The 18,740-nt window shown below is 74.5% G+C and carries 18 protein-coding genes, 1 pseudogene and 1 riboswitch; of the genes and pseudogenes, 9 read left to right on the forward strand and 10 right to left on the reverse strand.

Annotated elements, in window-relative coordinates:
- Window positions 1-19: 19 nt before the first annotated feature.
- Window positions 20-295 carry a MoaD/ThiS family protein gene (locus ACZ7LB_RS23335; protein WP_471470811.1) on the reverse strand — a complete coding sequence of 92 codons (276 nt, stop codon included), beginning with the start codon at window positions 293-295 and terminating at the stop codon, window positions 20-22.
- Window positions 292-1,581: a threonine synthase gene (gene thrC / locus ACZ7LB_RS23340; protein WP_471470813.1), complete on the reverse strand. Its 1,290-nt coding sequence runs from the start codon at window positions 1,579-1,581 to the stop codon at window positions 292-294. Before thrC ends, ACZ7LB_RS23335 begins: the two co-directional genes overlap by 4 nt.
- 18 nt (window positions 1,582-1,599) lie before the next feature.
- Window positions 1,600-1,748: riboswitch (SAM riboswitch) on the reverse strand.
- A gap of 184 nt (window positions 1,749-1,932) precedes the next feature.
- On the opposite strand from thrC, the gene ACZ7LB_RS23345 reads away from it, so the two are divergent.
- Both ACZ7LB_RS23345 and ACZ7LB_RS23350 read left to right on the forward strand, forming a co-directional pair.
- Window positions 1,933-2,877, forward strand: a complete 945-nt coding sequence (locus tag ACZ7LB_RS23345) for a glucosyl-3-phosphoglycerate synthase (RefSeq protein WP_471470814.1) — start codon at window positions 1,933-1,935, stop codon at window positions 2,875-2,877.
- A 167-nt stretch (window positions 2,878-3,044) separates the two neighbouring features.
- A complete protein-coding gene (locus tag ACZ7LB_RS23350; RefSeq protein WP_471470815.1) occupies window positions 3,045-4,433 on the forward strand; it encodes an alpha,alpha-trehalose-phosphate synthase (UDP-forming) in 1,389 nt (462 codons plus the stop codon).
- A 55-nt stretch (window positions 4,434-4,488) separates the two neighbouring features.
- Here the strand turns inward: ACZ7LB_RS23350 and otsB are convergent, their stop codons facing one another.
- The 3 genes from otsB to ACZ7LB_RS23365 are packed head-to-tail and all read right to left on the reverse strand — an operon-like array spanning window position 4,489 to window position 6,961.
- Window positions 4,489-5,367: a trehalose-phosphatase gene (gene otsB, locus ACZ7LB_RS23355; RefSeq protein WP_471470816.1), complete on the reverse strand. Its 879-nt coding sequence runs from the start codon at window positions 5,365-5,367 to the stop codon at window positions 4,489-4,491.
- 36 nt (window positions 5,368-5,403) lie between these two features.
- Complete coding sequence (locus ACZ7LB_RS23360; protein ID WP_471470817.1) at window positions 5,404-5,637, reverse strand: DUF3263 domain-containing protein; 234 nt, start codon at window positions 5,635-5,637, stop codon at window positions 5,404-5,406.
- A gap of 58 nt (window positions 5,638-5,695) precedes the next feature.
- A complete protein-coding gene (locus ACZ7LB_RS23365) occupies window positions 5,696-6,961 on the reverse strand; it encodes an ABC transporter substrate-binding protein (protein WP_471470819.1) in 1,266 nt (421 codons plus the stop codon).
- A 136-nt stretch (window positions 6,962-7,097) separates the two neighbouring features.
- Between ACZ7LB_RS23365 and ACZ7LB_RS23370 the strand changes: the two genes are divergently transcribed.
- From ACZ7LB_RS23370 to ACZ7LB_RS23380, 3 genes are all read left to right on the forward strand, one after another.
- Window positions 7,098-8,078: an ROK family protein gene (locus ACZ7LB_RS23370; RefSeq protein ID WP_471470820.1), complete on the forward strand. Its 981-nt coding sequence runs from the start codon at window positions 7,098-7,100 to the stop codon at window positions 8,076-8,078.
- Window positions 8,078-9,223, forward strand: coding sequence for an N-acetylglucosamine-6-phosphate deacetylase (nagA, locus tag ACZ7LB_RS23375; protein ID WP_471470821.1), 1,146 nt, complete (start codon window positions 8,078-8,080; stop codon window positions 9,221-9,223). The genes ACZ7LB_RS23370 and nagA overlap by 1 nt, the downstream gene beginning before the upstream one ends.
- Window positions 9,224-9,450: 227 nt before the next feature.
- Complete coding sequence (locus ACZ7LB_RS23380) at window positions 9,451-10,383, forward strand: 1-phosphofructokinase family hexose kinase (RefSeq protein ID WP_471470822.1); 933 nt, start codon at window positions 9,451-9,453, stop codon at window positions 10,381-10,383.
- A 19-nt stretch (window positions 10,384-10,402) separates the two neighbouring features.
- On the opposite strand, the gene ACZ7LB_RS23385 is transcribed toward ACZ7LB_RS23380, so the two are convergent.
- Together ACZ7LB_RS23385 and cdgB are read right to left on the reverse strand one after the other, a co-directional pair.
- A complete protein-coding gene (locus tag ACZ7LB_RS23385; protein WP_471470823.1) occupies window positions 10,403-11,347 on the reverse strand; it encodes a carbohydrate-binding protein in 945 nt (314 codons plus the stop codon).
- A gap of 121 nt (window positions 11,348-11,468) precedes the next feature.
- Entirely contained in the window at window positions 11,469-13,142 is a 1,674-nt protein-coding gene (gene cdgB, locus ACZ7LB_RS23390) for a diguanylate cyclase CdgB (RefSeq protein ID WP_265292835.1), read from the reverse strand.
- A gap of 358 nt (window positions 13,143-13,500) precedes the next feature.
- Between cdgB and ACZ7LB_RS23395 the strand changes: the two genes are divergently transcribed.
- Together ACZ7LB_RS23395 and ACZ7LB_RS23400 are read left to right on the forward strand one after the other, a co-directional pair.
- The gene (locus ACZ7LB_RS23395) at window positions 13,501-14,073 is read left to right on the forward strand and encodes a flavin reductase family protein (protein ID WP_471470824.1); all 573 of its coding nucleotides are present in this window, start codon (window positions 13,501-13,503) and stop codon (window positions 14,071-14,073) included.
- A 191-nt stretch (window positions 14,074-14,264) separates the two neighbouring features.
- Window positions 14,265-14,738 carry a GNAT family N-acetyltransferase gene (locus tag ACZ7LB_RS23400; RefSeq protein ID WP_471470826.1) on the forward strand — a complete coding sequence of 158 codons (474 nt, stop codon included), beginning with the start codon at window positions 14,265-14,267 and terminating at the stop codon, window positions 14,736-14,738.
- A gap of 80 nt (window positions 14,739-14,818) precedes the next feature.
- On the opposite strand, the gene arfB is transcribed toward ACZ7LB_RS23400, so the two are convergent.
- Window positions 14,819-15,247, reverse strand: coding sequence for an alternative ribosome rescue aminoacyl-tRNA hydrolase ArfB (arfB, locus tag ACZ7LB_RS23405; protein ID WP_471470827.1), 429 nt, complete (start codon window positions 15,245-15,247; stop codon window positions 14,819-14,821).
- 154 nt (window positions 15,248-15,401) lie between these two features.
- Between arfB and ACZ7LB_RS23410 the strand changes: the two genes are divergently transcribed.
- A complete protein-coding gene (locus ACZ7LB_RS23410) occupies window positions 15,402-15,977 on the forward strand; it encodes a TerD family protein (RefSeq protein WP_471470829.1) in 576 nt (191 codons plus the stop codon).
- Window positions 15,978-16,340: 363 nt separating this feature from the next.
- Here the strand turns inward: ACZ7LB_RS23410 and ACZ7LB_RS23415 are convergent, their stop codons facing one another.
- Entirely contained in the window at window positions 16,341-17,015 is a 675-nt protein-coding gene (locus ACZ7LB_RS23415) for a response regulator (RefSeq protein ID WP_471470831.1), read from the reverse strand.
- Complete coding sequence (locus ACZ7LB_RS23420; protein ID WP_471470832.1) at window positions 17,012-18,223, reverse strand: sensor histidine kinase; 1,212 nt, start codon at window positions 18,221-18,223, stop codon at window positions 17,012-17,014. Before ACZ7LB_RS23420 ends, ACZ7LB_RS23415 begins: the two co-directional genes overlap by 4 nt.
- Before the next feature lie 302 nt (window positions 18,224-18,525).
- Between ACZ7LB_RS23420 and ACZ7LB_RS23425 the strand changes: the two are divergent.
- Window positions 18,526-18,740 (forward strand): annotated as a pseudogene (locus tag ACZ7LB_RS23425) (heme-binding protein); the annotation flags it as partial.

Below are 18,740 nucleotides of genomic sequence, written 5' to 3' on the forward strand. Positions count from 1 at the left end.
AGGGCCCGCAGGGGCCGGGTCAGCCGCCGGCGACCGCCGGGATGATGGAGATGCCCGCGCCGTCCGGCGTGGCCGTCCCCAGGCCCTGCTCGAAGCGGACGTCGTCGTCGTTGACGTAGACGTTCACGAAGCGGCGCAGCTTGCCCTGGTCGTCGAGGACCCGGGCGGCGATGCCGGTGTGGTTCTTCTCCAGGTCCTCGATGACCTCGCCGAGGGTGGCGCCCTCGGCGGGGACCTCTGCCCGCCCGCCGGTGTAGGTGCGCAGGATGGTGGGAATGCGGACGGTCACGCTCATGCGAGGCCAGCCTCTCGGAAGGAGTCCAGGTTGGGGCGGATCGTCGCGGTGAGGCCGGTGCCGGCCACCGCGTCGAGGGTCTTCAGTCCGTCGCCGGTGTTGAGCACGACGGTGGTGAGCGAGGGGTCCAGGGCGCCGCTCTCGACCAGCTTGCGGGTGACGCCGACCGTGACGCCGCCGGCGGTCTCCGCGAAGATCCCCTCGGTGCGGGCGAGCAGCTTGATGGCGTCGACGATCTGCTCGTCGGTCACGTCCTCCACGGCGCCGCCGGTGCGGCGGGCGATGTCCAGGACGTAGGGGCCGTCGGCCGGGTTGCCGATGGCGAGGGACTTGGCGATGGTGTCCGGCTTCTGGGGGCGCACCACGTCGTGCCCGGCCTTGAAGGCGGCGGACACCGGCGAGCAGCCCTCGGCCTGGGCGCCGAAGATCCGGTACGGGCGGTCCTCGACCAGGCCGAGCCGGATCAGCTCGCGGAACCCCTTGTCGATCTTGGTGAGCTGGGAGCCGGAGGCGATCGGGACGACGATCTGGTCCGGCAGCCGCCAGCCGAGCTGCTCGCAGATCTCGTACGCCAGGGTCTTGGAGCCCTCCGCGTAGTAGGGCCGCAGGTTGACGTTGACGAAGCCCCAGCCCTCGCCGGCCGGGTCGCCGATCAGTTCGGAGCAGAAGCGGTTGACGTCGTCGTAGTTGCCCTCGATGCCGATCAGCTCACCGCCGTAGACGGCGGCCATGACGACCTTGCCCTGCTCCAGGTCGTGCGGGATGAACACGCAGGAGCGCAGCCCGGCCCGCGCGGCGGCGGCGCCCACGGCGCCGGCCAGGTTGCCGGTGGAGGAGCAGGAGAGGGTGGTGAAGCCGAAGGCGCGGGCCGCCTCGAGGGCCTGGGCGACGACCCGGTCCTTGAAGGAGTGGGTCGGGTTGCCGGAGTCGTCCTTGACGAACAGGCCGCCGGTGAAGCCCAGTTCCCGGGCGAGGTTGTCGGCCCTGACGAGCTCGGTCCAGCCGGGGTTCAGGTTCGGCTTGGTGGCCACGTCGGCGGGGACGGGCAGCAGGGGCGCGTAGCGCCAGATGTTCGCGGGACCCGCTTCGATTCGCGCGCGCAGTTCCTCGGCGTCGTGGGCCGAGAAGTCGTAGGCGATCTCCAGCGGGCCGAAACACTCCTCGCAGGCGAAGACCGGGCCGAGGGGCACCCGGTGACCGCACTCGCGGCAGGAGAGCGCCGCGGCGGGGCCGAGATCGACGGAGGTGCCCGGAGCGGCGGAGGGTGCGGGAGTCTGCACAGACATGAGAGGCGAGGCCCTTTCTCCTCATCTTCCCCACGACGCATCTCGTCGTGAGACGGAATTGGCACCTTCCCGAGCCGGGGAGCCTCGCCACGTCCGCGTGGCGGGAACCGACTGGAGGGTTGCCGGGGCTTCATCGGGCCGTTTCCCTCTGCCCCTCTGGATGAGCGGTATGCGGTTGTTGATCCGGTGCGCGGTGTCGGCGCACCCGCGGCCTTCGCACCGAAGGAAGTCACGGTGCGCCGACCCCGGTATGCGGGGGTCATCCGCGTTGCTCAAGACTGTAACCGAAGGCGAGGACGGTTGAGATAGTCGTCCGTACCGCGAGATGCGTCACAGAAGGAGCGGCCGACCGTGCTGGATGATGTCGAACGCTGGCTGCGCGCGCGTTCCTGGTCGGTGACCGACCGCACGATTCCCCAGCTCATGGCCGCGAAACGGGCCGGCGGGCAGACCGTCAGCGTGGTGCTGCCCGCCCTCGACGAGGAGGCCACCGTCGGGGAGATCGTGAGGGTGATCCGCCGGGAGCTGATGTGCCGCATCCCACTGGTCGACGAGCTGGTGGTGGTCGACTCGGGGTCGACGGACCGCACCTCGGCGGTGGCCGGGGCGGCGGGCGCGCGGGTCGTGCACCGGGACGCGATCCTCCCGCGCATCCCGGCCGTGCCCGGCAAGGGCGAGGTGCTGTGGCGCTCGCTGATGGTCACCCGCGGTGACATCGTCTGCTTCGTCGACGCGGACCTGCGGGAGTTCTCCGCCGACTTCGTCTCCGGGATCGTCGGGCCGCTGCTGACGGACCCGGACGTCCAGCTGGTCAAGGCCATGTACGACCGCCCGCTGGGGGCCGAGCCGGGGCAGGGCGGCCGGGTGACGGAGCTGATGGCCCGGCCGCTGCTCAACATGCACTGGCCCCTGCTGGCGGGCTTCGTCCAGCCGCTCGGCGGCGAGTACGCGGCCCGCCGCTCGCTGCTGGAGCGGCTCCCGTTCCCGGTGGGGTACGGGGTGGAGCTGGGGATGCTGGTGGACGCGCTGCACCTGGTGGGGCTGGACGCCCTCGCCCAGGTCGACGTGGGGGTGCGCAGGCACCGGCACCAGGACGGTTCGGCGCTCGGCCGGATGTCCGCCGCGATCTACCGCACCGCCCAGCTCCGGCTGGCCCGGGGGCATCTGCTGCGGCCCTCGCTGACCCAGTTCGAGCGGGGCGCGCACGGCTTCGAGCCGCGCACCCATGCCGTGGACACGGAGGAGCGGCCGCCGATGGCGCAGATCGCGGAGTACGCCTCCCGCCAGGTGGCCTGAACCGTATTCCGGGTGACCCGATCGGGTGTTCCGCCGGGGAACCGGAGAACACGCACCGGAATTCCCCCCTGTCTTCACCTTTCCCCCACGAAACGGGTGACCGGATCACCACCGGTGGGAAGTGAGCGCACGTTTGAGGTTTTCGGGGCCGGGCTAGGTTGAGGCGTATGGCCTCAACCTTCGGTGCTGCCCGGGTACTCGTCGCCTCCAACCGGGGGCCCGTCTCCTACGAGGTGGGGGAGGACGGCTCGCTGCGCGCCAGACGCGGCGGCGGCGGGCTGGTCTCCGGGCTGTCGGCCATCGGTCCGGACGCGGGGGCGCTGTGGGTGTGCTCCGCGATGGGCGACGGCGACCGCGAGGCGGTGCGGCGCGGGGCCGGCGAGGACGGCGTGCGGATGCTGGACGTCCCGGCCGACGTGCACGCGGACGCGTACAACGGGATCGCCAACTCGGTGCTGTGGTTCGTCCACCACATGCTGTACCAGACGCCGCTGGAGCCGGTCTTCGACACCGGTTTCCGCCGCCAGTGGGCCTCCTACGAGACGTACAACCGGACCTTCGCCGGGGCGCTGGCCGAGGAGGCGGCCGAGGGCGCGGTCGTCCTCGTGCAGGACTACCACCTGGCGCTGGTCCCCGGCATGCTCCGGGAGCTGCGGCCCGATCTGCGCATCGGCCACTTCTCGCACACCCCGTGGGCGCCGGCCGACTACTTCCGGATGCTGCCGGACGACATCGCGGAGCGGCTGCTGCGCGGGATGCTGGGCGCCGACCGGCTGGGGTTCCTGACCCGGCGCTGGGCGGACGCGTTCACCGGGTGCTGCGAGGCGCTGGTGGGCGGCACCGGGGACACCGCCGTCGGGGTGCACGGGCTGGGCGCGGACGGGGAGTTCCTGCGCGAGCGCGCGCACCGGCCGGACGTCGAGGAGCGGATGGCGGCGCTGCGCGGGGAGATCGGCGAGGGCCGCCGGACGGTGGTCCGGGTGGACCGGACGGAGCTGTCCAAGAACATCGTGCGGGGGCTGCTGGCCTACCGGCGGCTGCTGGCGGACCGGCCCGAGTGGCGCGAGCGGGTGGTGCACGTGGCGTTCGCCTATCCGTCGCGCCAGGACCTCGCCGTGTACCGGGAGTACACCGCCGAGGTGCGGCGGGTGGCGGACGCGGTCAACGCGGAGTTCGGGACGCCCGGGTGGACGCCGGTGGTGCTGCACGTGAAGGACGACTTCGCGCGGTCGCTGGCGGCCTACCGGATGGCGGACGTGGCCCTGGTCAACCCGATCCGGGACGGGATGAACCTCGTCGCGAAGGAGGTGCCGGTGGTCTCCGACCGGGGGTGCGTGCTGGTGCTGTCCCGCGAGGCGGGGGCGTACGAGGAGCTGGGCGCGGACGCGCTGGGGGTGAACCCGTACGACGTGGCCGCGACGGCGGAGGCGCTGCACGAGGCGCTGTCGGTGGGGGACGGGGAGCGGGCGGAGCGCTCCCGGCGGCTGGCCGCGGCGGCGACGGCGCTGCCCCCGGCGCGGTGGTTCCTGGAACAGGTGGAGGCGCTGCGGGGGTGACGCCACCGCGGCGCCCCCGGCGGGGCGTCGGCGGACGCACCCCCGCGGCCGGGTGTCAGCGGGACAGGCGGGCGGTCAGGGCGCGCAGCAGGCCGACCACCCCGGAGGGTCCGTCGACCGTCAGGTCGGCCCGCTCGGTGAGGGCGGTGACCTCGGCGCTGGCGCTGGCGACGAGGAGGCCGGGGACGCCCTCGGCGCGCAGCGCCCCGACGGCGGCGAAGGCGGGCAGGTCCCCCAGGTCGTCACCGGCGTAGAGGACGGAGCCCGCGCCGGTCGCCCGGACGTGGTCACGCAGGGCGACGCCCTTGTCCATGCCGGGCGGGCGCAGTTCCAGGACCATGCGGCCCGGTTCGACGAGGAGCCCGTGGCGCCGGGCCAGCTCCGCCAGGGGTCCGCGCAGGGCCTCGAAGGCGCCCTGCGGGTCGGCGGCGCGGCGGGTGTGGACGGCCAGCGCATAGCCCTTCTCCTCGATCCGGGTGCCCTCCCCCGCTCCGGCCCCGGCCAGCAGCCCCGGCAGGTCCGCGCGGGCGGCCTCGACGCCGGGGTGCGGGGGCGGGGCGGTGACGGTGCCGGTGGCCGCGTCCCAGCGTTCGGCGCCGTAGTGGCCGAGGACGACCAGGCGGTCGAGCCCGGGGACGTCCGCGAGGCCGCCGTGGCGGACGGCGGTGCCGGCCGGGCGGCCGGTGACGATCGCGACGGAGGCGACGTGCGGGGCGAGGGCGGCGAGGGCGGGCACGGCGCCGGGGTGGGCGCGGGCCAGGTCGGGGTCGGGCACGATCGGGGCGAGGGTGCCGTCGAAGTCGAGGGCGATCACGGCGCGGCCGGGCCGGGCGAGGATCGCGTCGAGTCCCGCGCGTCCGGCGGCGGTCGCGGGGACCGGCAGGGGGTCCGGGGAGTCGGGGGATTCGGGGGTGGAGTCCTGGTGGCTTCCCATACCCGCGAACCTATCCCGCGGCGGCGCGGCGCAATCTCAGCGCTCGGCGCGGCGCGACTCCCGCACCCGGCGCAGCCGGTTGACGGTCACGGGGTCGTGGGCGAGGGCGCGGGGGTCGTCCAGCAGGGCGTTGAGCAGTTGGTAGTAGCGCACCGGGGCCAGGCCCAGCTCCTCGCGGACGGCGCGTTCCTTGGCGCCGGGGCCGGGGAAGCCGCGGCGCTCCAGCGCGAGGATGCGGCGCTCGCGCTCGTCGGGTTCTCGCAGTCCCATGTACGACACGGTAGCGCCCGGCGCCGACGGCGGCGGCCGGGCCCCGTCCCGCCGGGGGTCAGTCGGCCCGGCCCGCGCGGGTGGCGGTGCGCTGGAGGTCGCCGAGCACCTGGGCGGGGTCGCCGCCGTCGACGACCGCCCGGCCGATGAGCTTCTTGACGTCGGCGCTGACCGAGGCCCAGGAGGTCTTGCCCGCCGGGTACAGCTCGGAGAGCTGCAGTTCGTCGAGGAAGGGCCGGAGGTCCTTGTCCTGGGCCGCGGTGGCCATGGTCTCCGAGGCGGAGGCGGTGACCGGCAGCAGGTCGTACTTCCGGGAGAAGGCGAGGACGTTCTCGTCGTTGTAGACGAAGTCGAGGAAGTCGCCGACCTGGTCCGCGTGGCCGTTCTGCTTGAAGGCCGTCATCCAGTCGGTCACGCCGAGCGTGTTCTTGTTCCCGCCCTCGATGCCGGGGGTGGGGACCATGCCGTACTTCACGCCCTTCTTGGACGCGATCTTCATGAGGGAGGGGTGGCCGTTGAGCATGCCGACCTGGCCGTTGGCGAAGGCGGTGAAGGCGGTGGCCCGGTTCATCTCGCCGGGGGCGACGGGGCCGGTGAGGCCCTTGGCGACCAGTTCGTCCCGCAGCCAGGTGAAGGTGGAGACGTTGCTGGGCGAGTCGATGGTGTAGACGCCGAGGCCGTCGGTGTAGCCGCTGCCGCCGCTGAGCATCCACTGCATCGTCTCGGCCTGCGCCTCCTCGGGGCCGAGCGGGAGCGCGTAGGGGTACTTGACGCCCCGTTCCCTGAGCTTCCCGGCGGCCCGGGCGAGGTCGTCCCAGCTCTTGGGCGGGGTGAGGCCGGCCTCCTCGAAGAGGGTCCGGTTGTAGAAGAGGACGCGGGTGGAGCCGGCGAAGGGGAGGCCGAACTGCACGCCGTCGACCTGGCCCGCGCTGGCGAGCTGGGAGACGAAGTTGGCCTGGACGGGTATGGAGAGCAGGTCGTCGGCCCGGTAGAGCAGCCCCTCGTCGGCGTAGTCGGCGTAGGCGCCGATCTGGGCCATGTCGGGGGCCCGGCCCGCCTCGACCATCTCGCGGACCTCGCGGTCGACGTCGTTCCAGGACAGGACGGTCACGTTGATCCGGACCCCGGGGTGTTCGTCCTCGTAGGCGCGGGCCAGGTCCTTCCAGTACGGCTCGGTGCTGCTGGCCTCGGTGTCGCCGTAGTCGGCGGCGACGAGTTCGAGGGTCACGTCGTCGGAACCGCCGGTCAGACCACAGCCCCCGAGGAGCGCCGTCGAGGCCAGTGCGGCCACCGCCGCGATCATTGCCGTCCTGCGTCGCTGCACCGTTCTGCCCCGCCCTGCCGTCGACGTTTTCGTGGTTCCGCGGTCGCGCACCGGGCGCCCGCTCCCGCAAGGGATTATGGTCTACACCACGTAAGTGGACTAGACCTCTCCCGGGTCAACGGGCCACACTGTCTCCGTGAGACATGTCATCGCCCTCGATGTGGGCGGCACCGGGATGAAAGCCGCCCTTGCCGGGCCGGGGGGCGAGCTGCTGTACCAGGCGCGCCTCGCGACGGGACGCGACCGAGGACCCGAGGCGGTGATCGAGGCCATCCTCGACTTCGCCGCCGAGCTGCGCGACGAGGGTGCCGGGCGCTTCGGCGAGCCCGCCGTCGCGGCCGGCGTCGTCGTTCCCGGAATCGTCGACGAGGAGCGCGGCATCGCCGCCTACTCGGCCAACCTCGACTGGCGCGACGTGCCGCTGCGGGCGCTGCTCAGCGAGCGCCTCGGCGGGGTCCCGGTCGCCCTCGGCCACGACGTGCGGGCCGGAGGGCTCGCGGAGGGCCGCATCGGCGCCGGCCGGGGCGCCGACCGCTTCCTGTTCGTGCCGCTGGGCACCGGCATCGCGGGTGCCATCGGCATCAACGGCCGCGTGGAGGCGGGCGCGCACGGCTTCGCGGGCGAGATCGGCCACATCGTCGTGCGGCCCGGCGGGGTGCCCTGCCCCTGCGGGCAGCGGGGCTGCCTGGAGCGGCTCGCGTCCGCGTCGGCGGTCAGCCAGGCGTGGGCCGAGGCGTGCGGCGACCCGGAGGCGGACGCCGCCGACTGCGCCAAGGCCGTGGAGTCCGGCGACCCGCGGGCCGTCGCGGTCTGGCAGGACGCGGTGGACGCGCTCGCCGACGGCCTGGTCACCGCGCTCACCCTGCTGGACCCCCGAGTGCTGATCATCGGTGGCGGCCTCGCCGAGGCGGGGGAAACCTTGTTCACACCGCTGCGGGAGGCCGTCGGCCGCCGCGTGACGTTCCAGAAGCTCCCCGACATCGTCCCCGCGGCCCTGGGGGACACCGCCGGCTGTCTGGGCGCCGGGCTGCTCGCCTGGGACCTGCTCGACGCCGGTGCCACCGCTTCCCGGGCTGCCACCACCGGGCCCACGACTCCCCCGGAGGTAACCATCTGATGGCTCCAAGCAAGGTACTCGCCGGTGCCCGGGTGGTACTGCCCACCGGCATCGTGGACGAAGGCCGCGTGGTCGTCGACGGCACGCGGATCGCGGACACGGCGCCCGCCGGGGCCGAGGTCGTTGAGCTGCCCGGGCACTGGGTGGTCCCCGGCTTCATCGACATCCACAACCACGGCGGCGGCGGGGCCTCCTTCACCGGCGGCAGCGCCGAGGACGTCCTCCAGGGCGTCCGCACCCACCGGCTGCACGGCACCACCACGGTGGTCGCCTCGCTCGTCACCGGTGACCTCGACGCCCTCGCCCGGCAGGCCGGGATGCTCGCGGAGCTGTCCCAGCAGGGCGAGATCGCCGGTGTCCACTTCGAGGGGCCGTTCATCTCCCCGTGCCGCAAGGGCGCCCACGACGAGCAGCTCCTGCGCGACCCCGACCCGGCGGAGGTCCGCAAGCTGGTCGACGCCGCGCACGGGCACGCCCGGATGGTGACGCTGGCCGCCGAACTGCCCGGCGGGCTGGACTCGGTGCGGCTGCTCGCCGAGCACGGCGTGATCGCCGCCGTGGGGCACACCGACGCGACCTACGAGCAGACCGTGCGGGCCGTCGACGCGGGCGCCACGGTCGCCACGCACCTGTTCAACGCCATGCCGCCGCTCGGCCACCGGGCGCCGGGACCCATCGCCGCCCTGCTGGAGGACGAGCGGGTCACCGTCGAGCTGATCAACGACGGGACGCATCTGCACCCGGCCGCGCTCCAGCTCGCCTTCCACCACAAGGGCGCCGGACGGGTCGCCTTCATCACCGACGCGATGGACGCGGCCGGCTTCGGCGACGGGCGCTACATGCTCGGCCCGATGGCGGTCGAGGTCTCCGACGGCGTCGCCCGCCTGGTGGAGGGCGGTTCCATCGCGGGCTCCACGCTCACCCTGGACCGCGCCTTCAAGCGGGCGGTCACGGTGGACGGGCTGTCCGTGCAGGACGCGGTCGCCGCGCTCTCCGTCAACCCGGCACGGCTGCTGGGCCTCTCCGACCGGATCGGCTCCCTGGAGCCCGGCAAGGACGCCGACCTCGTCGTCCTGGACGCGGAGTTCGAGGTGGCGGGCGTGATGCGGCACGGCGAGTGGGTGGTGGAGCCCGGCCGGGGCTGACCCCCGCGCGGACCGGTCCCGGTGACGGCCCGCGCCGGCACGGACCGGGGCCCGGCCCCCGCGTCCCGCCGCGGGACGCGGGGGCCGGGCCGGACCGCCCCGCTCCCGGGCGCCGCGGAGGGCGGACCAAAGGCCCTGGGCCGACCGCCGTCCGTTTGGCATGATCGGAACCCCCGGACGCCCCTCCGGGGGTTCACGGCATGCACACGATTCGGGGAGGCGGCCCGGTGATCCTGACCGTCACGCTCAACACCGCGCTCGACATCACCTACCGCGTACCGGCGCTGCGCCCGCACGCCTCCCACCGGGTCACCGGGGTCACGGAGCGGCCGGGCGGCAAGGGTCTCAACGTGGCCCGGGTGCTGGCCGCGCTCGGCCACCGCGCCACCGTCACCGGCTTCGCGGGCGGCGTCACCGGGGGCGTGGTGCGGGAGCTGCTCGCCCGGACGCCCGGGGTGACCGACGCGCTGGTGCCCGCCGCCGGGCCCACCCGGCGCACCCTCGCCGTCGTCGACGAGCGCACCGGCGACACCACCCAGCTCAACGAGCCCGGCCCGGCCGTCTCCGCCGCCGAGTGGAACGCCCTCCTGGAGACCTACGGCGAGCTGCTGCGCGACGCCTCGGCGGTCGCCCTGTGCGGCAGTCTGCCGCCGGGGGTCCCGGTGGGCGCCTACGCCCATCTGGTGCGCGGCGCACGGGCGGCGGGCGTGCCGGTGCTGCTGGACACCAGCGGCGAGGCACTGCGCCGGGGAGTGGCGGCGCGCCCCGACCTGATCAAGCCGAACGCCGGTGAACTGGCCGAGCTGACCGGCTCCCAGGAGCCGTCGCGGGCCGCGCGGGCCGCCCGGCGGCGCGGCGCCCTCGGCGTGGTCGCCTCGCTCGGCGCGGAGGGGCTGCTCGCGGAGACCTCCCAGGGCCGCTGGCACGCCGTCCCCCCGGGCCACGTCCCCGGCAACCCCACGGGCGCGGGCGACTCGGCGGTCGCGGGGCTGCTGTCCGGCCTGGTCGAGGGCCTCCCCTGGCCGGACCGCCTGGTCCGGGCCGTCGCCCTGTCCACCGCCACGGTGCTCTCCCCGACGGCGGGGGACTTCGACCGGGGGGCGTACGAGGAGCTGCTGGCCGGGGGGGTGCGGGTCACCCCGGCGGCGGAGGCCGCCTGACCGGGGCGCACCGCGCCGGTCAGCGCTTCGTCTGGCCCTTCCGCAGGTACATCCGGTCCAGCAGGACGTCGCACTTGTCGCCGTCCTGGCAGGACACCGAGATCGTGTTCGAGCCCTTGTTGAGGGTGGGCCAGGCGTAGGTCTCCGTCCACCCCTTGTCGAACTGGCCGTCCTCGGCGTGGGCGAAGTTCCCCAGGTTCAGCTTGCTGCCGAAGGGCTTGCCGTTGACGGTGAGCGTCATCGACTGGTCCTCGCCCGCGGCGCTGAAGCGGGCGAACAGGGTGTAGGGGCCGTCCTCGGGGATGCCGTCGACGGTCCAGGTGACCGTGGCCCCGGGCTGGTTGAGGTTGGTGACATAGGCGCCGCCGTCGGACTCCGCGCCCGTTATGTCCGTCGCCGTCGTCACGCCCGGCGAGAGCTGGAGGCCCATGGCGTCGGTGGCCGGGAGGTCGGCCTCGGGCTCGACGGGGCCGCTCTCCGTGGTGCTCGGGGAGGGCTCGGTGGACTCGGTCCGGGTCGGGGCGGGCGCCGGGGCCGCCTCGTCGTCCTTCTTCTTCGTGTCGTTGCCGGTCATCGCCACGACGATGCCGATGACGACCGCCGCGACCACGGCCACCGCGCCGATCAGCAGTCCCTTGGTGTTGGGCCCGCGGCGCCCGCCGCCCCCGCCCGCGGCGCGGCCGGTCTGCTGCTGCGGGCCCGCGCCCTGGCCGCCGCCGGGGTAGGTCTCCGGCGCGGCGTAGTGGGAGCTGGGCTGCCCGTAGGCGCCCTGCTGCTGGGGCGCGGCCTGCGCCTGCGGCGCACCGTACTGCCGTGTGCCCACGGGACGCACCCGGTTGACCGAGTTCGGGTAGCCGTAGCCGCCCGACGGCGGCTGGGCTCCGTTGGCCTGCCCGTCGGCGTACAGATAGCCGAACGGATCGTCGTCCTCGGGCGTGCTCGCGCCGTTGTTACCGGGCGTCATCCCTAGGTCTCCTAACCGGGTGCTGTGCTGATGTGCGGTACGGATCGTGAGAGGGCGAGCCTACCTGCTCCCACTGACCCGATCGGGTGGCTCCGGCGGCCGCTCGGCGCTGACCTGCGGCTCAGCCGGCCCGGCGGTGCTGTTTGGGACGAGATCGTTTCTCGACGTACATCCGCTCGTCAGCGGATTTCAACACCTCGTCCGCCGTCATTCCGCAGTGCGCCCAGCCGATGCCGAAGCTGGCGCCGACCCGGACGGCCCGCCCCTCGGCCCGGATGGGCTGGATGATCTCGTTGCGCAGCCGCACCGCGAGGTCCGCCGCGTCGGCCCGGCCGAGCCCGTCCGCGAGGATCACGAACTCGTCGCCGCCGAGCCGGGCCACCGTGTCCCCGTCCCGCACGCCGCGGCCGAGCCGCCGGGCGACCTCGATGAGGACCGCGTCCCCGGCGTTGTGCCCGAACCGGTCGTTGATCGACTTGAAGCCGTCCAGGTCGCAGAAGAGCACCGCGAGCCCCTTGGTCCCGTCGTCCTCCGGGCCGTCCTCGGGGGCGACGGTGTGCACATGATGGTCGCAGGCCCCGTACGGGTCGGACTCGAAACCGGCCCCGAAGTCGAAGGTGTGGCCGCCGGAGTCGAGGACGGGGTGCCCGTAGGCGGCGTCCAGCTGGTCGACGACGGCCTCGGTGGGCGTGGACTGGGGCCGCTGGCACAGCCGCGCGGCGAGGCGGGAGCGCAGCTCGGCGGAGTTGGGCAGCCCGGTCAGGGAGTCGTGGGAGGCGCGGTGGGCGAGCTGGAGCTCGCGGCGCTTGCGCTCCTCTATGTCCTCTACGTGGGTGAGCAGGAAGCGGGGCCCGTCGGCGGCGTCGGCGACGACGCTGTTGCGCAGCGAGACCCAGACATAGGTGCCGTCCCGCCGCCCCAGGCGCAGTTCGGCCCGGCCGCCCTCGGCGGAGGTGCGCAGCAGGGTGCCGATGTCCTCGGGGTGGACGAGGTCGGAGAAGGAGTAGCGGCGCATCGTGGACGCCTGGCGTCCCAGGAGCCGGCACAGCGCGTCGTTGGTGCGCAGGATGCGGCCGTGCTGGTCGCCGCCCATCTCCGCGATGGCCATGCCGGAGGGGGCGTACTCGAAGGCCTGCCGGAAGCTCTCCTCGCTGGCCCGCAGCGCCTGCTGCTCGCGCTCCAGACGGACCAGGGCGCGCTGCATGTTGGAGCGCAGCCGCGCGTTGCTGACCGCGATGGCGGCCTGGAACGCGTACATCTGCAAAGCCTCGCGCCCCCAGGCGCCGGGGCGGCGGCCGTTGCGCGGGCGGTCCACGGAGAGGACGCCGATCAGCTCGCCGCTGGTGCCGCCGCCCTGCGGCCGGGGCGCGTACATGGGGGCGAAGAGGCGGTCCGAGGGGTGCCACTCGTCCTCGAAGCGCGGCTCGGGCCCCTCGGTGTACCACTGCGGGACGTCGTCGTCGTCGAGGACCCAGCCCTCGGTGTGGGATATGAAGATCAGGTCGCCCCACTGCTCGCCCATGCCGAGCCGGCGCTCCCAGGAGGCACGGGAGCCGACCCGGCCCGTGATCAGCGCCTCGGCGGCCTGGTTGCCCGCGAAGGCGGCGACCACCAGATCGCCGTCGGGGCGGACCATGTTGACGCACGCCAGCTCGTAGCCGAGGGCGCGCACGACGCCGTCGGCGACGGTCTGCAGGGTGTCCGCCAGACTGCGGGCCGTGTTCATGTCGGCCATGGCCTGGTGCAGTTGCCGCAGGGACGCAAGACGGACGTAGGGCTCCGACTCGGTCTCCATGCTCGCCCTCCCCCCGAGACCTCGCAGCGAATCAAGGGTTGTCCCGGGCGCCCGTTCCATGGTGCCCTCGCAGCCTCCCCGCCACTGAATCACAGCGCGCTCCCCACTCGGTACACAGGGTCAACAAATAGTTCGCCTTGTGACTCAAGTCACAGCGATACGTGAACAATTGCCTGCACTTTCTGCGTTTTTCCCGGACCGTTCCTGAACGCAAAGTGTGACGCCCTCCACTTCCGGCCTCCCGCGCGCCCGGGCGTGTCCCGCCGCCGCGCGCCGCTCCCGTCCGTCCGTGGTCCTAGGTCCCGGATCGGCCCGGGGCCCGATGCGGGCCGCGCGGGGCGGCCACTAGCGTGGCGGCGTGCTGAACACCGCTTCCCCGACCTCCCCCACGTCCCCCGGGCATCCTGAGGGGGTGAGCAACGACGAGTTCCGTGCCGCCATGTCCCGGCTGTCCTCGGGCGTGGTCCTGGTGACCGCGCAGGAGCCGCCGCTCGACCCCGACGACCCCGGGGCGCCGGCCGGCGAGGACGCGGGGATGACGGCGACGGCCTTCCTGTCGGTCTCCCTCGATCCGCCGCTGGTCCTGGTCAGCCTGCGCACGGGCTCGCGGATGGACGACCTGCTCGACGAGCAGCCCCTGTGGGCGGTCTCCGTGCTGGCCGAGAGCCAGCGGCAGATCGCGGGCCGCTTCTCGATGAAGGGCCGGGTCAGCGACCGCCTCCTCTTCGCCGACCTCGACTGCTCGCGCGGCGCGGCCAGCGGCGCCCTCCTGGTCGGCGGGGCCCTGGCCACCCTGGAGTGCCGCACCGAGCGGCGCGTGCCGGCCGGGGACCACACCCTGGTCATCGGCCGGGTGCTGACCGCCCGGGCGCCGAGCGTGGAGGGCGGCCCGCTGATGTACTTCCGGGGGCGCTACCGGCACCTGGGCTGACCCGGCGGGCCCGGGGCCCGAGGGAGCGGGCCCGGGAGGGCGGCCTGCGGGAGCGGCCCGAGGACACGGCCCGGCGCGGCGGACGGCGTGCCGCGGCCGACGGCCCGGCCGCGGGTGCCCGGCCCGCCCCGGACCCGGCCGCCGGGAGAACCGCCTCGCCCGCCGGGGCGGCACCGGTCTACCGTGCGTCCATGACGACCGCCGCCGCGCCCCGGCTGGAAGTGATCACCCCGCGCAACCTCGACGCCGCGATCGGCCTGCGGGTCCGGCCCGAGCAGGAGTTCGCGGTGGACCCCGTGGTGAAGTCCCTGGCCGAGGCGTACGTCCGCCCCGGTGTCGCCTGGCCGCGCCTGATCCTCGACGGGGACCGCCCGGTGGGCTTCGTGATGGCCTTCCTCGACATCGACTGGGCCGGTGACGGCCCCCCGCGCCGCTCCGGCCTGTGGCGGCTGAACATCGCGGCCGAGGAGCAGGGCAAGGGGTACGGGCGGTTCGCCGTCGAGTCGGTGGCCGACGAGATCCGCCGCCGGGGCGGCAGCGGGCAGTACGTCACCTGGCACCCGGGCCCGCACGGCCCCGAGGGCTTCTACCTGGGCCTGGGCTTCCGCCCCACCGGGGAGACCAGCGGGGGCGAGACGGTGGGGGTGCGGGACCTGACGGGGTGACGGCGCGGGACCCGGGTGCCGGATCACCGGAGTACGGGGACCGCCCGAGGCACCGGGAGCACCCGGGCCGCCGGGGTGTGCTAGTCCCAACCGCCCGGTGAGCGGCCGCGCTTGGTCTGGGAGCGCTGCTTCTTCTCCCGCAGCCGGCGCTCGTTGATCCCGCGCGGCACGCGGGTCGGACGGCGGGGCTTCGGGGGCGGCGCGGTGGCCTCGGCCAGCAGGGCGGTCAGCCGGACCGCCGCGGCCTCGCGGTTGCGCCACTGCGAGCGGTGCTCCGCGGCCCGTACGGTGACCACACCGTCGGTGAGCCGCCCCGCCAGCCGCTCCAGCGCCCGCCGCTTCCACACCTCGGGCAGCGCCTCGGTGCGCCCCAGGTCGAAGCTCAGCTCCACCCGGGTGTCGCTGGTGTTGACGTGCTGTCCGCCGGGACCCGACGACCGCGAGAAGCGCCAGACCAGCTCGGCCTCGGGAAGGACGACGGAGCCTCTGATGACGTGGGGAGCGGACATGCCCCCATGGTCCCGCTCCCGGCCCCGCGCGTCACCCGGATAACGCCGGTAAAGAAAGTAAAGGGAGCCGGAACCGACGGCACCCCTCCTGTCGTTGTGGGGGGTAGCTGTACCTTGCTTGCCGTAAGTAAACGAGGGAAGGGACTCCCGAACAATGGCTGTAAGCCTGTCCAAGGGTGGCAACGTCTCGCTCACCAAGGAGGCTCCGGGCCTGACCGCAGTCACCGTGGGCCTCGGCTGGGACGTCCGCACCACCACCGGCACCGACTTCGACCTCGACGCGTCCGCCATCGCGGTCAACCCGGAGGGCAAGGTCTACTCCGACGCCCACTTCGTCTTCTTCAACAACAAGCAGACGCCGGACAACACCATCGTCCACACCGGTGACAACCGCACCGGCGAGGGCGCGGGCGACGACGAGTCGATCAACGTCAACCTGGCCGCCCTTCCGGCCGACGTCGACAAGATCGTCTTCCCGGTCTCGATCTACGACGCCGAGAACCGCTCGCAGAACTTCGGCCAGGTGCGCAACGCGTACATCCGCATCGTCAACCAGGCCGGCGGCGCCGAGATCGCCCGCTACGACCTGTCCGAGGACGCGGCCACCGAGACCGCCATGGTCTTCGGCGAGCTGTACCGCAACGGCGCCGAGTGGAAGTTCCGCGCCGTCGGCCAGGGCTACGCCTCGGGCCTGACGGGCATCGCCCAGGACTTCGGCGTCAACGTCTGACGTCCTCCGCCGCCGTGCCGCCGCCGACCGGCGGGGGCACGGCGCGGCACGAGGGGCCCCGGCAGCGCCGGGGCCCCTTCGCGTACCCGGGCGCCTCCGCGTGGTCCGGGCGCCTTCGCGTGGTCCGGGCGCCTTCGCGTGGTCCGGGCGCCTTCGCGTGGTCCGGGCGCCTTCGCGTACGGGTGCGGAGGGGGCGGATCGCGGATGCGGGCGGCGGTGCCCACGGCGATGGCGGCGGACACGCCGCTCGGCGCCCCCGACGCCCCGGGCCCCGTTGATCCCGCGCCCCGGCATCTCCGCACCCCGGCACCCCCGGCACCCCCGGCGCCCCGGTGGTCGGCCCCGGCACGGCCGGGCGCGCGGCTACGGCAGCAGCCGGCGCTCCTTCGCCACCGCGACGGCGCCCGCGCGGGTGTCGACGCCGAGCTTGTCGTAGATGCGGCGCAGATGGGTCTTCACGGTGGCCTCGCTGATGAACAGCGCGCGGGCGATCTCCCGGTTGCCCAGGCCCCGGGAGAGCTGCGCCAGGATGTCGCCCTCGCGGTCGGTGAGGGTGGGCCGGGGGCTGCGCAGGCTGGCCATCACCCGCCCGGCGACCGGCCCGGACAGCGCCGTGCGGCCCTGCGCGGCGGCCCGGATGGCGGCGAACAGCTCGTCGGGGCGCTCGGCCTTGAGCAGATAGCCGGTCGCCCCCGCCTCGACGGCCCGGGTGATGTCGGCGTCGGTGTCGTACGTGGTCAGCACCAGGACGTGGGGCACCGGACCGGCGGACCCGGCCGTGAGACGGCGGGTGGTCTCCACCCCGTCGATGCCCGCGCCGAGCTGAAGGTCCATCAGCACCACGTCCGGCGCCAGCCGCGCGGCCAGCGCGAGCGCCTCCTCGCCGGTGCCGGCCTCGCCGACGACCTCGATGCCGGGGGCGCTGTCGAGCAGCGCGAGCAGTCCGGCGCGGACGACGGCGTGGTCGTCGCAGACCAGGATGCGCACCGGGTCCCCGGCGCCGGCCGGGGGGTTCGCGGGGACGGCCGGTTCGGTCATCGGGGTGCCTCCAGGGGGACGGCGGCGGACAGGACCGTGCCCTCGCCGGGCGCGGACTCGACGGTGAGGGTGCCGCCGAGCTGGCCCAGCCGGGCGCGCATGGCGGGCAGTCCGTGCCCCCGCACCCCCACCGGGCCGCCGGACGGCGCGGCCGGGTCGAAGCCGTGGCCGTCGTCGGTGACGTCCAGGACGGCCTGGTCGTCGAGGAGGGTCAGGGTGAGCGCGGCCGTGGTCGCCCCCGCGTGCTCGCGGACGTTGGCCAGCGCGCCCTGGGCGACGCGCAGCAGCGCCGACTGGACCCGGCCGGGCAGCAGCGGGGCGCGGTCGCCGCCGTCGTCGACATGGACCCGCACGGTGAGGTGCTCGCCGGACTCCCGCTCGGCCAGGGTGCGCAGCGCCGCCGCCAGGCCGCCGCCCCGGGCGAGGTCGGCGGGGGCGAGGTCGTGCACGAAGCGGCGGGCCTCGGTGAGGTTGTGCTCGGCGACGGAGGCCGCGCCCCGCACATGGGTGCGCGCCTTGTCCGGGTCGGTGTCCCAGACCCGGTCGGCCGCCTGGAGCAGCATCCGCTGGCTGGAGAGCCCCTGGGCGAGGGTGTCGTGGATCTCCATGGAGAGCCGCTGGCGCTCGGTGAGGGTGCCCGCGCGGCGCTCGGAGACGGCCAGTTCGCGACGGGTGCGGATCAGGTCGTCGATGAGGGCGCGCTGCCGGGCCGCCTGGCGCTCGGTGTGCAGGAAGACCGCGGCGGCGATGGCGGCGACGGCGGGCGGGGCGAGCAGCAGGTTGGGGTCGAAGCTCCCGGCGAGCCGGAGCTGGGCGGCGACGACGCAGAGGGTCAGCACCGCGACCAGCCCGAGGGCGGCCCGCGCGGGCAGGGTGCGCAGACCGGTGTAGAAGAGGGGGACCGCGCACCAGGAGAAGCTGGGCGCGAGCACCACCAGCACCACCCACACCACGACGACCAGCGCCAGCCAGGCGGGGCGTATCCAGGCCGCCCGGAACCGGACGGGTCCGTCGGCCCCGCCGCCCGCGGCCGGGCCCAGCAGGTGCAGCACGGCGAGGGTGACGGACAGGGCGACGATCCAGGGGGTGCGGGGCTCGCCGGGATGGCGCAGCAGGAAGCGGGCCAGGGCGCCGCCGAGCAGCAGGAAGAACGCCACGTGCAGCACGCCGCCCAGCCACCGGGTGTCCGGGTCGTACGGCTTCGGCATCCGCGCGCCTCCCTTCCGTGCCGGGGCCGTTCCGGGGACCGTCGGCCCCGGTGGCGTACGCGCGGGTCCGCGCCGGTTCGCGCGGGCCCCTCCCATTGTGTCCGCCGCGGGCGGTCGCGGGGTCGTCCGATCGGCTGACCCCGCCGTCACCCGTCGCGGTCCCCGGGAGCAGCCGGTCCGCCGACCGGCGGGCGCCTGTTCCGGGCGGAGGGTGGACGAGGAAGGACGGCGGCGCCCCGGCTCAGCGGAGCGGACGGCGCCGGCCGCCCGGCCCCACCACCCGAACCGAGGAGCAGACGACCATGAAGAAGACCCTCTCCCGCCGCGCCCGTCTCGCCACCGGCGGCGCCGCCCTCGCCGCCGTCGCGCTCGGCACCTTCGGCACCGTGGCCGCCGGCGCCTCCGACACCACGCCCGACGCCGCCCCGGCCGCGGCGGTGGCGAACGTCAGGGGCAACACCACCACCTCGACCACCCACCTGACCGCCGACGCCGCCACCAAGGCCGCCCAGGCCGC

The sequence above is a fragment of the Streptomyces sp. NPDC107521 genome (assembly GCF_055598485.1).

Coding starts and splice junctions, on each gene's coding strand:
- ACZ7LB_RS23420 (WP_471470832.1), bottom strand. CDS start 18,223: ATGCCGAAGCCGTACGACCCGGACACCCGGTGGCTGGGCGGCGTGCTG.
- ACZ7LB_RS23385 (WP_471470823.1), bottom strand. CDS start 11,347: ATGACGCCCGGTAACAACGGCGCGAGCACGCCCGAGGACGACGATCCG.
- otsB (WP_471470816.1), bottom strand. CDS start 5,367: ATGGGAAGCCACCAGGACTCCACCCCCGAATCCCCCGACTCCCCGGAC.
- ACZ7LB_RS23415 (WP_471470831.1), bottom strand. CDS start 17,015: ATGACCGAACCGGCCGTCCCCGCGAACCCCCCGGCCGGCGCCGGGGAC.
- ACZ7LB_RS23335 (WP_471470811.1), bottom strand. CDS start 295: ATGAGCGTGACCGTCCGCATTCCCACCATCCTGCGCACCTACACCGGC.
- thrC (WP_471470813.1), bottom strand. CDS start 1,581: ATGTCTGTGCAGACTCCCGCACCCTCCGCCGCTCCGGGCACCTCCGTC.
- cdgB (WP_265292835.1), bottom strand. CDS start 13,142: ATGGAGACCGAGTCGGAGCCCTACGTCCGTCTTGCGTCCCTGCGGCAA.
- arfB (WP_471470827.1), bottom strand. CDS start 15,247: ATGTCCGCTCCCCACGTCATCAGAGGCTCCGTCGTCCTTCCCGAGGCC.
- ACZ7LB_RS23350 (WP_471470815.1), top strand. CDS start 3,045: ATGGCCTCAACCTTCGGTGCTGCCCGGGTACTCGTCGCCTCCAACCGG.
- ACZ7LB_RS23360 (WP_471470817.1), bottom strand. CDS start 5,637: ATGGGACTGCGAGAACCCGACGAGCGCGAGCGCCGCATCCTCGCGCTG.
- ACZ7LB_RS23400 (WP_471470826.1), top strand. CDS start 14,265: ATGACGACCGCCGCCGCGCCCCGGCTGGAAGTGATCACCCCGCGCAAC.
- nagA (WP_471470821.1), top strand. CDS start 8,078: ATGGCTCCAAGCAAGGTACTCGCCGGTGCCCGGGTGGTACTGCCCACC.
- ACZ7LB_RS23410 (WP_471470829.1), top strand. CDS start 15,402: ATGGCTGTAAGCCTGTCCAAGGGTGGCAACGTCTCGCTCACCAAGGAG.